The organism is Pseudomonas simiae, assembly GCF_000934565.1.
GTDB classification, from domain to species: domain Bacteria; phylum Pseudomonadota; class Gammaproteobacteria; order Pseudomonadales; family Pseudomonadaceae; genus Aquipseudomonas; species Aquipseudomonas simiae.
Window position 1 is genome coordinate 6,107,536 of the sequence record NZ_CP010896.1, and the last position, 13,301, is coordinate 6,120,836.

Here is a 13,301-nt window from a genome sequence, read left to right on the forward strand (position 1 = left end):
ATTCCCATGTTCGAACCCGTGGTCGCCACGCTGATTACCTCCATGGCCCGCACTGTCACCGGTGCCCGCAGCCTGTGGCTGGGGTGCGCGCCGGTGCCGGTGCAACGCATCTACTTCGCCAACCACAGCAGCCACGGTGATTTCGTGTTGCTGTGGGCCTCGTTGCCGCAGAACCTGCGCAAATTCACGCGCCCGGTGGCCGGCAGCGATTACTGGAATAAAAGCGCCTTGCGTCGCTACATCATCAACCGGGTGTTCAACGGCGTGCTGATCGACCGCGAACGCAAGGACCCTGTGGATAACCCACTGCAGCCCATGCTGTCCGCGCTCGAAGGCGGCGACTCCTTGATCATCTTCCCGGAAGGCACGCGCAACCTCGAAGACGGTTTGCTGCCGTTCAAAAGTGGCTTGTATCACTTGGCGAAAAGTTACCCACAGGCCGAATTGATCCCCGTGTGGATCGCCAACCTAAATCGGGTCATGCCCAAGGGCCGCGTACTGCCGCTGCCCCTGCTGTGCACCACCAGCTTCGGCGCGCCGCTGCAATTGGAAGAAGGCGAAGAAAAAACGCTGTTCCTCGCCCGCACCCGCGACGCCCTGCTCGCCCTTGCCCCGGAGCATGTCTGACATGGATAGCCAAACCCTGATGTTGTTCGGCGGCATCGGCGCGATCCTGGTGCTCGCCTCGCTGATCGGCCTGATCCTCAAGCTACGCACCCGTGGCAGCCCAAACGCCGTCATCGACAACCTCAACGCCCGCATCAACGCCTGGTGGGTCATGGTGGTAGTCATCGGCATCGCCTTCTGGCTCGGCACCGGCGCGGTGATCCTGCTGTTCTACGCGGTGTCCTTCTACGCCCTGCGTGAATTCCTCACCCTTACGCCCACCCGCCGCAGCGACTACCCGGCGCTGGTCGCCGCGTTCTACCTGGCGCTGCCGCTGCAATACCTGCTGATCTATTCAGACTGGTACGGGCTGTTCTCGATCTTCATCCCGGTGTACGTGTTCCTGCTGCTGCCGATCCTCGCTTCGCTGGGTGGCGACAGCACGCACTTCCTGGAACGCGCGTCGAAGGTGCAATGGGGCCTGATGATCGCGGTGTTCTGCGTGTCTTTCGTACCCGCCCTGCTCACCCTCGACATTCCCGGCTACGAAGGCCGCAACCTGCTGCTGATTGCCTACCTGGTGATCGTGGTGCAACTGTCGGACGTATTGCAGTACGTGTGTGGGAAGTTGTTCGGCAAACACAAGATCGCGCCCAACCTGTCGCCGTCGAAAACCGTGGAAGGCTTTGTCGGCGGGATCCTGTTGTCGTCCCTGATCGGCGCGGCACTGTGGTGGACTACGCCATTCAACCCGTGGCAGTCGTTCTTGATTGCGCTGCTGATCAACCTGCTCGGCTTTGCCGGCGGCATCGTGATGTCAGCGATCAAACGCGACCGGGGCGTGAAAGACTGGGGCCATATGATCGAAGGGCACGGCGGGATGTTGGATCGGTTGGATTCGGTGTGCTTCGCCGCCCCCATCTTCTTCCACCTCGTGCGCTACTGGTGGACCTGACGCTCCTACAGGGGCTCAGACATCAACCTGGCAAATGCCCCAGCGGCAAAGCGCCTGGGGTTTTCACGGTCTGGATCGCGAAGTTGCTGCGGATGTCCCTCACCCCCGGCAGTTTCAACAGGCTGCCCGTGACAAATCGTTCGTAGCCGCGCAGATCCGGCACCACCACCTGCAACAGAAAGTCCGATTCCCCCGACACCAGGAACGCCGAGATCACCTCGGGCAAGGCCATCACCGCTTCGCGAAAGGCGTTGGCCTCGGTGTCGTTGTGCCGCTCCACCTTCACGCCAACGAACACCATCATCCCCAGGCCCACTTCGTCACGGTCCAGCGTGGCCTGGTAACCCCGAATCACACCGGCTTCTTCCAGCAGACGCACGCGCCGCAGGCAGGGTGAGGCAGACAGGCCGATCTCATCCGCCAGTTGCACATTGCTCAGGCGGCCGTCGCGTTGCAGGGCTTCGAGAATCTTGCGGTCAAACGCATCGAGTTTCAGGTTTGGCATAAGTGAATGGCCGATCAGGTTATCAGTGGCAGAGAATGCCAAGACTAGACGCTTTTGTGGCTGACTACGCAAGCACCTGCCCCACCCTTCAGCCCTAGAATTGGCCAACACACTAGGGGGTGAGACATGGCGGAACTTTACATGGCGGAACTTTGGTTGTTTTTGGTGGCGCTGTCGGTGGCGTACCTGTTGCCCGGGCCGGACATGATCCTGCTGCTGCAGACCGGAGCCCGCCAGGGCAAAGCCCTGGCGCTGACCACGGCGATTGGCTTGGGACTGGCCCGCGCCTGCCATGTGGCCTTGGCGGGCATGGGGCTGGCGACCTTGTTCAAGGTGGCGCCGTGGACCTTTGATGTCGTGCGCCTGGGTGGCGCGGCCTATCTGTTGTGGCTTGGTATTCAATGCCTGCGCGCGTCTATGCTGCCGCCTCTGGAAATGGCAAACACCCCGCTGGCAGCCCATGCTTGGCGTGCAGCGTTTCAACGCGGCTTGCTGACCAACCTGCTCAACCCCAAGGCGCTGCTGTTCTGCTCGGTACTGCTGCCGCAATTCATCAACCCCCAAGCCGGCCCGGTGGCGGCGCAGTTTGCGTTACTGGGCGTGATCCTGGTGGCCGTCGGTTTCGTGTTCGACTGTTGCTACGCACTGACCGGCGCGCGCATCGGCCAGTGGCTGGCGCGCAATCGCTCGGCGCAGCGTATGCAGCAGTGGTTATTCGGCAGTCTTTTGATCGGTTTTGCGGTGCGTCTCACTTTTGTACAACACGCCTAGCGGCGCAGCGTATCGGCGTCATCTTTTGTGTCAAAGAGGCGTGTAAGATACGCCGCACTTAGCCAGGGATGCTCACCATGTTCGATTCGTTCAAAGCGATCAGCCGCCGTGTTGTCGGTGCGTTATTGACTGTGGTGGGGGCCGTCTTTGGTCAATGGCATCCGCCGTTCTGGTTGCGTGCCATCGGCCGTGGGCTGGCGAACCTGGGCAACAAGGCGCGCGCTTATCCGCGCCAAACCGGTGCCGGCTTATTGGGTCTGGTGTTGCTGGCGGCCGCCGGCTTCTACGGCTGGCACTGGTATTCCAACCTGCCGCAGCCGCATACCGCGAGCTATTCGCTGCACAAACCGAACCTCACCGACTACACCCAGCAAACCCCGCTTGTGGATAACTTGCAGGTGCGCTTCAGCGAATCCGTGGCGCCGCTGTCGGCCATCGGCAAGCCGGTTACCGAGGGCATCACCCTCAAACCAGCGGTTGCGGGCACCTGGCGCTGGGCAGATGACCGCAGCCTGTTGTTCGTACCGGAAAAAGACTGGCCCATCGACGCCCATTACACCTTGGACATGGCGAAGAAAGACCTGTTGGCCGATGGCGTGTTACTGGACCAATACAGCACGCAGTTTTCCACCCAACCGTTTCGCGCCACCCTGGCACAAAACGAGTTGTACCAGGACCCGTCCAACCCGACGCTGAAACAGCTGGTGGCGACCTTCCATTTTTCCCACCCGGTGGATGAAGACAACCTACGCAAGCGCGTCACGGTAACCCTCGGCAAAGGCCTGGCCTACCGCGACGCCCAATTGCCCAACCGCCCGGAAATCACCTTCGACGAGAAAAAACTCAACGCCTACGTACGCTCCGCCGCCCTGGCCACGCCACTTGAAAGCACGCCGGTCAGCGCCAAGCTCGACGAAGGTATCAAGGCCCGCGACGGTGGCAACGCCAGCACCGCGCCGCTGGTGGCGGAAGTCACCGTGCCCGGTCGCTATCGCCTGACCTTTACCGGCGCCGAAGTGAGTTTTGTCGACAACGCGCGTGGTGAACCAGAGCCGGTGTTGATGTTCAGCAGCTCCAACGCTGTAGCCGACGACACCATCGCCGGTAAGGTCCAGGCCTGGCTGTTGCCGGAAAAAGCCCAGGACGACACGCGCCCCTACAGCAGCAACGACATCGACGACGCCCTGCTCGCCCGCAGCAGCAAGGTTAACCTGACCCACGTGCCGAGCGTCGAACCGCTGAATACCCTGCACGCCTTCAAATTCAAGGCCCCGGCGGGTCGCGCCGTGTATGTACGCGTACCCGCCAACCTGGAAGCCATCGGCGGCTACCTGGCGAAGAATCCTACGGCGTCGCTGATCAGCATGCCCGCGTACCCGCGCACCCTGCAGTTCCTGTCTGAAGGCGCCTTGCTCAGCCTCAACGGTGAAAAACGCCTGGGCTTCATGGCCCGTGGTGTGCCTGGCGCCCATGTGGAAATCGCCCGCCTGCTGCCCAACCAGTTGCAACACTTGGTGGACCAGAGCAGCGGCAGCTTTGCCCGGCCGAACTTCGGCAACGAATACTTCGACCGCATGGTTGAGCGTCAATCGCTGGACATCCCGCTGTCGTCCAATGACCCCGCGAAAACCGTCTACGACAATGTGGACCTCAGCCACTACCTCACGGCCAATGGCAGGCGCCGCGGCATTTTCGTGCTCAAGCTGAGCCCCCAGGATGATCCGGCCCAGCGCACCTTCGAATACGACCGCAGCAGCACCAGCGACCTGCGTTTTATCGTGGTGACGGACCTGGGCATCATCGCCAAGCGTTCCAGCGATGGCAGCCACGATGTGTATGTGCAGTCCATCGGCAATGGTTCGCCCGTCGCCGACGCGCAAGTCGACATCATCGGCCGCAACGGTTTGCCGGTGAGCAGCGGCCACACTGACGGCGAAGGCCACGCGCATTTCGCCAAGCTGGATGAACTGCGCCGTGAGAAAACGCCGCTGATGTATGTAGTCACTCGCGGCAATGACCAGTCGTTCCTGCCGATCGCCCGTCAGTCCCAGCAACTGGATCTGTCGCGATTCGATGTAGGCGGTTTGGAAGAAGACGGTGCGATCGATCGCCTCAGCGCCTACCTGTTTACCGACCGCGGCCTGTACCGGCCTGGGGAAACCGCGCATCTGGGCATGATCGTGCGCAGCGGCAATTGGAAAGGCGCCCTGCAAGGCTTGCCGGTGGAACTGCAAATCACCGACCCGCGCGGACTGGAAGTGATTCGCCAGCCGTTGAAGCTGTCCGCCAGCGGTTTTGAAACCTTTGATTTCCCCAGCAGCGAAGTCGCCCCCGCCGGGGAATACACCGCGACCTTGCAGTTGATCGGCCAAAAGCAGACCCGCACCGACCTGGGCAGCGTGAGCTTCAAGGTCCGCGACTTCGAGCCGGACCGCATGAAGGTCAGCCTGAGCCTGCATGACACACCTGTTCAGGGTTGGATTCCACCGGACCAGGTGGTGGCCAAGGTCACCGCCATGCACCTGTTCGGCGCTCCGGCATCAGGGCGTCGTGTCACCGCGAAGATGTCCCTGAGCCCGACGCTCGCGGCGTTTGACCGTTACCCGGATTACCGTTTCCGCCTCAACGACTCCCTGGAAGACGCCACCACTGAAGACCTGGCGGAAACCACCGTCGACGACAACGGCCAGGCCGTGCTCGACCTCAACCTGCAACGCTTCGCCAACAGCACCTACCGCCTGCAGGTAATGAGCCAGGTGTTCGAAGCCGAAGGCGGCCGTAATGTGGCGGCGCAAAGTGCCTTGCTGGTGTCGTCCGCACCTTATCTGGTCGGTGTGAAAAGTCAGGACTCGCTGTCGTACGTCGCCAAGGACGCGCCGCGCCAGGTGCAATGGCTGGCCGTCGCGCCGGACCTTTCGCCACTGGCGGTGGACGGCCTGACCAGCGAAGTGGTCGAGCACCGTTATGTGTCGGTGCTGGTGAAACAGTCCAACGGCACCTACAAGTACGAGTCGCGCATCAAGAACATCAGCCAACCCGCCTCACCGCTGGTGATGACGAAAGAAGGCGCCAAGCAAACGTTGAACACGTCAACGCCGGGCGATTTCACCCTGCAGTTAAAGGACGCCAACGGCAACCTGCTCAACCAGGTCGACTACAGCGTGGCCGGGCACGGCAACACATCGCGCTCCCTGGAACGCAACGCCGAGCTGCAACTGCGTCTGGATAAACCCAGCTACGCCACCGGTGATGAGATCGCCATCAGCATTCGTGCCCCGTATACCGGTGCCGGCTTGATCACCATCGAACGCGACAAGGTCTACACCCAGCAGTGGTTCAAGGCCGACAGCACCAACAGCGTGCAACACATCCGCGTACCGGCAGGGCTTGAGGGCAATGCCTACGTCAACGTGCAGTTTGTGCGCGACATGGGCTCGGCCGAGGTGTACATGAGCCCGCTGTCCTACGGCGTGGTGCCGTTCAGCATCAACCTGGATGCGCGGCGCATGGCATTGAAGGTTGAAGGCCCGGCGAAGATCGAGCCGGGGCAGACGCTGGATATCAAGGTTAACGCTGACCGTCCGGGCCGCGCGGTGGTTTACGCGGTAGACGAAGGCATTCTGCAAGTGGCGCGTTACCAGACGCCGGACCCGTTGGGCTTCTTCTTCCAGAAGCGTGCGCTGGAGGTAGGCACCAGTCAGATCCTTGACCTGATCCTGCCGGAATTCAGCCGTCTGCTCAGTGGGGCAGCGCCCGGTGGCGATACGGAAGGCGCCCTGGCCAATCACCTCAACCCGTTCAAACGCAAACATCAGCCGCCGGTGGCTTGGTGGTCTGGACTGGTCGATCTACCCGCCGGAGAAACCGTGCTGCATTACCAGGTGCCGGACAGCTTCAACGGTAAGTTGCACCTGTTTGCGGTGGCGGTGGACACCGACAGTGTGGGTGTCAGCGAAACCAATACCGAAGTACGCGGCCCGATCGTGATCACGCCAAACGTGCCTGCCTTTGTGGCACCGGGGGATGTGTTCAACGTCAGCGCCGGGGTGTTCAGCAACCTCGACACCACGGCGGATGTGAAGTTTGAACTGCAGACCAGCGATGGCCTGAAGGTACAGGGTGACAAGGGCAGCACCCTGTCCCTGCAACCGCGCAAGGAAGGCACCGCCGAGTTCAAGATCAAGGTCGGCGAAACCCTGGGTTCGGCGGACTTGCGTTTTGTCGCAGTGTTGCCGGACGGCAAACGTATCCAGGTGGCCGAAACCACCTCGATTCGCCCACTGAGCGAGCATCGGGTCGCCCTGAGCCTGGGCCGCTTCGACAGCGCCAGCAAAGAGCTCAAGCCCACCCGCGAGCTGTTCAGCCAACTGCGTGACGTACAACTGGGCGTGGCGGCGTCGCCGCTGGTGTGGGCCAACGGCCTTAAGCATTACCTGGACGACTACGGCTACGCCTGCACCGAGCAGCTGGTGTCCAAGGCCATGCCGGCGTTGATCTGGGGCGGTAACGCGCCGGAAGCCGAACAAGCCTTCGGCAGTGCGGTACGCATGCTGCGCCAGCGCCAGAACCAGGCCGGCGGCTTCGGTTTATGGGCGGCAAACCCGGACGTGGCGCCGTACGCCAGCCTGTACGCCACCGACTTCCTGATCGAAGCCAGGGAGCGCGGCTTGCCGGTGCCGGAAGATCTGCTGGTGCGTTCGAATGCCTATCTGACGGACCTGGCCAATGGCCCGAGCGAAGGCCTGTCGGAATTGCGCAACCGCGCCTACGCCAGTTACCTGCTGAGCCGTCAGGGGATTCTGGTAAGCGGCGCATTGAGCGATATCCGCGAGCGCTACGAAAACTACTTCAAGGACAGCTGGCAGAACGACTTGGGCGCCGCCTACCTGGCGGCCAGCTATAAACTGCTCAAACAGGATCGCCAGGCTGACACGCTGTTCCGCAAAATCCCTTGGCGCTCACTTGTGGATAAGTGGGACAGCGATGGCCTCTACTACGACCCACTGGTGCACGATGCCGAACACTTGCACCTGCTGGCGCGGCACTTCCCAGAGCTGATGGACGATGTGCCTACAGCGCTGCTGGATAAACTCGGTAAGCGCCTCAACGAGCAGCGTTACAACTCGCTGTCGGCGGCCCTGCTGCTGCGCGCCCTGGACAATTACGGCCAACGTGCGCAAAGCGACATGACCCTCAAGGCCACGGCCTGGCTGGGGGACAAACAGCAGCAATTGCTGGAGATGGCCGGGCAACCGCCGCGCGCCGCTGTGCCGGGCGCTACGCAGAAGCTGGTGATGGAAAAATCCGACGGCCCGGCAGCGTTCTACATGCTCAGCGAAGCCGGTTTCGACAAGGGCGCCAAGCTCAAGCCGATCAACAATGGCCTGGAGATCATCCACGAATACCTCGACCTCAAGGGAGAGCCAGTGAGCACGGTCGCGGTAGGCGATGAGTTCCTGGTGCGCCTGCGTCTGCGCGCGATCGACCGTGACCAGGTGCAGCAAGTGGCGGTGGTCGACCTGCTGCCCGGTGGCGTCGAGCCTGTGTATAACTTGCCGCCGGAGCCAGAAGCCGTCAGCAGCGAGGACGGTGAAGGCGAAGCGTCCGAGTACGTGGAAGAGGACAGCCAGGAAGAAGAAAGCTGGCAAGCACCTATCGGCGAAACCGAGCTGAGCAACTGGCAGCCGGAGTACGTGGACGTACGTGATGATCGAGTGGTGTTGTACGGCACCGCACTGCGCGATGTAGGCACCTTCGTCTACCGCGTGCGTGCCACCAACGCCGGCACCTTCAACACGCCACCGGCCTACGCCGAAGGCATGTACGAAACCACCCTGCAAGGGCGCGGTAAAGTAGGCCAGCTTGAAATCACCCAGCCTTAAGCGCCTGACGCCGCTGCTCGCAGCGGCGGTGATGCTGGCGGGGTTGCGGCTGTGGCCCCATGTCCCGCTGGAGCAAGCAGTCACGTCATCACGCGTGGTGTTGGCCGATGACGGCTCGCTGCTGCGCATGACGTTGGCCGATGACGGGCAATACCGACTTTGGCTACCGCTGGAGCGGATATCGCCTTCACTGGTCGAAGCCTTGCTGCTCAAGGAAGACCGCAACTTCTACTGGCACCCGGGGATCAACCCCCCGGCATTGGTGCGCGCGGCTGTGGCCACCTACAGCGGTGGCCAGCGCCAGGGCGGCTCGACCTTGAGCATGCAACTGGCACGGCGCCTGTGGGACTTGAACACCCGACAGGTGCCGGGCAAGTTGCAGCAGATGGCCTTGGCGCTGTGGCTGGAGGCGCGCTACAGCAAGCACGACATCCTTGAGGCCTACCTGAACCTCGCGCCCATGGGCGGCAATATCGAAGGCGCCGAGGCGGCCAGCCGGATCTACTTTGGCAAGTCGGCGGCGCAGCTGTCGCTGTCCGAAGCACTGGCGCTGGCGGTGATTCCGCAGCAGCCGGGGCGACGCGCGCGCTTCGGGCCGTCGCTGCAACATGCGCGGCAGCGCTTGATGGCCGACTGGCGCGAGACGTATCCACAAGACCCACGTAACGACAGTTTGCTGGACTTGCCTCTGGAGGCGCGCAACCGCCAGCAGATTCCGTTCCTGGCGCCGCATTTGAGTGAACAACTGCTGGCGTCCCAGCCTGGCAATGAGCTGAACAGCACCCTCAACCTACCACTGCAACACTTGCTCGAACGCCTGATCAGCGGCTTCATCGCCGAGCGTCGCAGCACGGGTGTGGAAAACGCCACGGCGATCCTGATCGACAGCCGCGACCAGAGCGTCAAGGCGCTGGTGGGATCGGCGGATTACTTATCCACACGCCTTCACGGCCAGGTCAATGGCGTGCTGTCGCGGCGCTCGCCGGGCTCGACACTCAAGCCGTTCCTGTATGGGCTGGCGCTGGACCAAGGGGTGATTCACCCCATGAGTATCCTCAAGGACCTGCCGAGTAACTTCGGCTACTTCCAGCCGGAAAATTTCGACGGCAGTTTTGTCGGGCCGCTGACCGCGCGGGATGCCCTGATCCGTAGTCGCAACATCCCGGCGGTGTGGCTTGCCAGCCAAGTCAAGTCGCCTTCCTTGTATGGATTGCTGCAACGCGCCGGGATAAAAGGCCTGCGTGACGAAAGCCATTACGGCCTGGCCCTGGCCCTCGGTGGGGGTGAAATGACCCCGGAGGAACTGGCGCGACTGTATGTGATGCTGGCCGGTGACGGGCACCTGCGGCCATTGCGCTATCTGCAGGAACAACCGCAATCCACCGGCGCGCAACTGCTCACGCCCCAGGCGGCGTTCATGGTGCGCGACATGCTGCGCCGAAACCCACGCCCGGATGGCCTGCCCGGCCGCCATTGGCGCACCGCCTGGAAAACCGGCACGTCCTGGGGGTTTCACGATGCGTGGAGTGCGGGATTGGTGGGTCCCTACGTGCTGGTGGTGTGGGTGGGCAACTTCGATGGCCGGCCGAACCCCGCATTCATCGGCGCCAAGACCGCCGCGCCGTTGTTCTTCCGCATCGCCGACGCCCTGCCCCTGGCGTTGCCCAACGTGGTGATCAAAGCCGACAAACCGCCTGCCGGCTTAGTGCGCATCGACGTCTGCGCGGCGTCCGGCGAGTTGCCCAACCGCTGGTGCCCGCAGACCCGCAAGACCTGGTACATCCCCGGTGTGTCGCCGATTCGCGTGTCCAACCTGCACCGCCCCGTGCTGATCGACACCCGCACCGGCAAGGCCGCCTGCCCACCGTTCGACGCACACTACACGCGCGAAGAAGTCTTCGAATTCTGGCCCAGTGACGTGCAACGCTTGTACCGCGCCGCCGGCCTGCCGCGACGTACCCCGCCAAACGTAATGAAAAACTGCCAGCCCAACCGCCTCAGTGACCAGAGCGAAGCCCCGCAGATTCGTTCACCGCTGACCCAGGTGAGCTATCAATTGCGCCTGTCCCAGCCCCAGGAAAGCATCCCGCTGAATGCCAACGCCGCCAGCGACGCTGCCACACTGTACTGGTTTGCTGATCAAACTTTGATCGGCCAGGGTCCGCCGCACACCACGCTGAACTGGCGCCCGGGAAAGTCGGGGGAGTATCGGTTGCGAGTCAGTGATGATCAGGGGCGCAGCGCGAGTCGCGGGTTGAAGGTGGAGTTTGTGCCCTGATCAGGCTGCTTATTGCGCAGCACCGACACGCGCTGGTTAACGGGAGACACACTCCACGTAACCGGACTCTCCACCGCCCATGGCCCCCGACAACCAGCCCCATTCAAAAGCCAGCGTCGTCAGACCCGCGTGATCAATGCCTACCGTGCCACGCGACCAACCGGACAGCAGCTCACCCTCCAGGGTCAGGCACTGAAACAGCAATTCGATAGTGTCCGGGCCTGTCACTCGTCCCACTTGCGTGCCCAGGCGAATCCGCCCGCCCTGGTAAGTGCCAGAGATGGCATCACCTTCGACAAGGTAATGAAATACCGTGCCCGAACCGGACAGCCCCTGGGCATTGTTGGCGACGGTGAACCGGCGGTTGTTCAAACGCTGGTGGATCTGGGAGGGGGGTTGCATCGAGGGCGCGTCCTTTCGCGGGAGCCTGGAGACCCGGGCGGGCCTCCAGGAGGGGGCGTGTTACTCCACCGTCACCGACTTAGCCAGGTTGCGCGGCTGGTCGACGTCAGTGCCTTTCAACACAGCGACGTAGTACGACAGCAACTGCAGCGGAATGGTGTAGAGGATCGGCGACAGGGTGTCGTTGATATGCGGCATGTTGATGACGTGAGTGCCTTCACCATTGGTCATGCCGGCTTTTTCATCGGCGAACACCACCAGTTGGCCGCCACGGGCGCGGACTTCCTGCAAGTTGGACTTGAGCTTTTCCAGCAGTTCGTTGTTCGGCGCCACGGTGACCACCGGCATGTCGTCATCCACCAGGGCCAGTGGGCCGTGCTTGAGTTCGCCGGCCGGGTAGGCTTCGGCGTGGATGTACGAGATTTCCTTGAGCTTGAGCGAACCTTCCATGGCCACCGGGTATTGCGCGCCACGACCGAGGAACAGGGTGTGGTTCTTGTCGGCGAACAGCTCGGCGACTTTTTCCACGGTGCTGTCCATGGCCAACGCTTCACCGAGACGGGCTGGCAGGCGGCGCAGTTCTTCGACCAGCGTGGCTTCGACGCCTTCGGCCAGGGTGCCACGCACTTGACCCAGAGACAGGGTCAGCAGCAACAGGCCAACCAACTGGGTGGTGAAGGCTTTGGTGGACGCCACGCCGATTTCGCGACCGGCCTGGGTCAGCAGGGTCAGGTCGGATTCACGCACCAGGGAGCTGATGCTGACGTTACAGATCGCCAGGCTGGCCAGGAACCCCAACTCCTTGGCATTGCGCAGGGCGGCCAGGGTGTCGGCGGTTTCGCCGGACTGCGAGATGGTCACGAACAGGGTGTCGGGCTGCACCACCACCTTGCGGTAGCGGAACTCGCTGGCGACTTCCACCTGGCAAGGGATGCCGGCGAGTTCTTCCAGCCAATAACGGGCAACCATGCCGGCGTGGTAACTGGTGCCACAGGCAACGATCTGCACGTTGCGCACTTTGGCGAACAGCTCGGCGGCTTGTGGACCAAAGGCGTTGACCAGCACTTGGTTCTGGCTCAGGCGACCTTCCAGGGTGCGTTGCACCACGGACGGTTGCTCGTGGATTTCCTTGAGCATGAAGTGGCGGAACTCGCCCTTATCGGCAGCTTCGGCGCCGTCGCGGTATTGCACGGCTTCGCGCTCGACGGACTGGCCGTTTACATCCCAGATCTGCACGCTTTCACGGCGAATGTCGGCGATATCGCCTTCTTCCAGGTACATGAAGCGGTCGGTGACCTGGCGCAGGGCCAGTTGGTCGGAGGCGAGGAAGTTTTCGCCCAGCCCCAGGCCGATCACCAGCGGGCTGCCACTGCGAGCAGCAACCACGCGGTCCGGTTGGCTGGCGCTGACCACGGCCAGGCCGTAGGCGCCGTGTAGCTCTTTAACGGTGGCCTTGAGGGCGACGGTCAGGTCGCCCAGGTCCTTGAGCTTGTGGTTGAGCAGGTGGGCGATGACTTCGGTGTCAGTGTCCGAGGTGAACACGTAGCCCTGGCCCTTGAGTTGTTCACGCAACACTTCGTGGTTTTCAATGATGCCGTTGTGGACCACCGCCAGGTCACCCGAGAAATGCGGGTGGGCGTTGCGTTCGCAGGGTGCACCGTGGGTCGCCCAACGGGTGTGGGCGATGCCCAGACGGCCGACCAGCGGCTCACCGTTCAAGGCTTGCTCCAACTCGCTGACCTTGCCCGGACGGCGCATGCGCTCCAGCTTGCCGGCGTTGGTGAAGACGGCCACACCGGCGCTGTCATAGCCGCGGTATTCCAGGCGCTTGAGGCCTTCGATCAAAATCGGGGTAATGTTGCGTTCAGCGACTGCGCCTACGATGCCACACATGGTGTTTCT

At 62.5% G+C, this 13,301-nt stretch carries 8 protein-coding genes; 5 read left to right on the plus strand and 3 right to left on the minus strand.

Going from position 1 to position 13,301, the window contains the following annotated elements:
* Positions 1 to 6 precede the first annotated feature (6 nt).
* A complete protein-coding gene (locus PF1751_RS27865) occupies positions 7 to 627 on the plus strand; it encodes a lysophospholipid acyltransferase family protein (RefSeq protein ID WP_021491443.1) in 621 nt (206 codons plus the stop codon).
* 1 nt (position 628) lies between these two features.
* Positions 629 to 1,561, plus strand: coding sequence for a phosphatidate cytidylyltransferase (locus PF1751_RS27870; protein WP_010207670.1), 933 nt, complete (start codon positions 629 to 631; stop codon positions 1,559 to 1,561).
* Between the two features lie 22 nt (positions 1,562 to 1,583).
* On the opposite strand, the gene PF1751_RS27875 is transcribed toward PF1751_RS27870, so the two are convergent.
* The gene (locus PF1751_RS27875) at positions 1,584 to 2,057 is read right to left on the minus strand and encodes an Lrp/AsnC family transcriptional regulator (RefSeq protein WP_029529034.1); all 474 of its coding nucleotides are present in this window, start codon (positions 2,055 to 2,057) and stop codon (positions 1,584 to 1,586) included.
* 150 nt (positions 2,058 to 2,207) lie between these two features.
* Here PF1751_RS27875 and PF1751_RS27880 point away from each other — a divergent pair, with 150 nt between their 5' ends.
* The 3 genes from PF1751_RS27880 to pbpC all read left to right on the plus strand — a co-directional run bounded on the left by PF1751_RS27880 (position 2,208) and on the right by pbpC (position 10,997).
* A complete protein-coding gene (locus PF1751_RS27880; RefSeq protein WP_044288172.1) occupies positions 2,208 to 2,837 on the plus strand; it encodes a LysE family translocator in 630 nt (209 codons plus the stop codon).
* Between the two features lie 77 nt (positions 2,838 to 2,914).
* Complete coding sequence (locus PF1751_RS27885) at positions 2,915 to 8,719, plus strand: MG2 domain-containing protein (protein WP_044288173.1); 5,805 nt, start codon at positions 2,915 to 2,917, stop codon at positions 8,717 to 8,719.
* The gene (gene pbpC / locus PF1751_RS27890) at positions 8,700 to 10,997 is read left to right on the plus strand and encodes a penicillin-binding protein 1C (protein ID WP_044288089.1); all 2,298 of its coding nucleotides are present in this window, start codon (positions 8,700 to 8,702) and stop codon (positions 10,995 to 10,997) included. Before PF1751_RS27885 ends, pbpC begins: the two co-directional genes overlap by 20 nt.
* A gap of 36 nt (positions 10,998 to 11,033) precedes the next feature.
* Here pbpC and PF1751_RS27895 read toward each other — a convergent pair whose 3' ends face one another.
* Positions 11,034 to 11,399, minus strand: a complete 366-nt coding sequence (locus PF1751_RS27895; protein ID WP_021491439.1) for an avidin-fold protein — start codon at positions 11,397 to 11,399, stop codon at positions 11,034 to 11,036.
* Positions 11,400 to 11,459: 60 nt separating this feature from the next.
* Entirely contained in the window at positions 11,460 to 13,292 is a 1,833-nt protein-coding gene (glmS, locus tag PF1751_RS27900; RefSeq protein WP_010207680.1) for a glutamine--fructose-6-phosphate transaminase (isomerizing), read from the minus strand.
* Positions 13,293 to 13,301: the final 9 nt, after the last annotated feature.

Excerpts from the sequence above, each read along its gene's own strand:
- PF1751_RS27895 (WP_021491439.1), bottom strand. The coding sequence starts at position 11,399 with ATGCAACCCCCCTCCCAGATCCACCAGCGTTTGAACAACCGCCGGTTC.
- PF1751_RS27885 (WP_044288173.1), top strand. The coding sequence starts at position 2,915 with ATGTTCGATTCGTTCAAAGCGATCAGCCGCCGTGTTGTCGGTGCGTTA.
- PF1751_RS27865 (WP_021491443.1), top strand. The coding sequence starts at position 7 with ATGTTCGAACCCGTGGTCGCCACGCTGATTACCTCCATGGCCCGCACT.
- PF1751_RS27880 (WP_044288172.1), top strand. The coding sequence starts at position 2,208 with ATGGCGGAACTTTGGTTGTTTTTGGTGGCGCTGTCGGTGGCGTACCTG.
- glmS (WP_010207680.1), bottom strand. The coding sequence starts at position 13,292 with ATGTGTGGCATCGTAGGCGCAGTCGCTGAACGCAACATTACCCCGATT.
- PF1751_RS27870 (WP_010207670.1), top strand. The coding sequence starts at position 629 with ATGGATAGCCAAACCCTGATGTTGTTCGGCGGCATCGGCGCGATCCTG.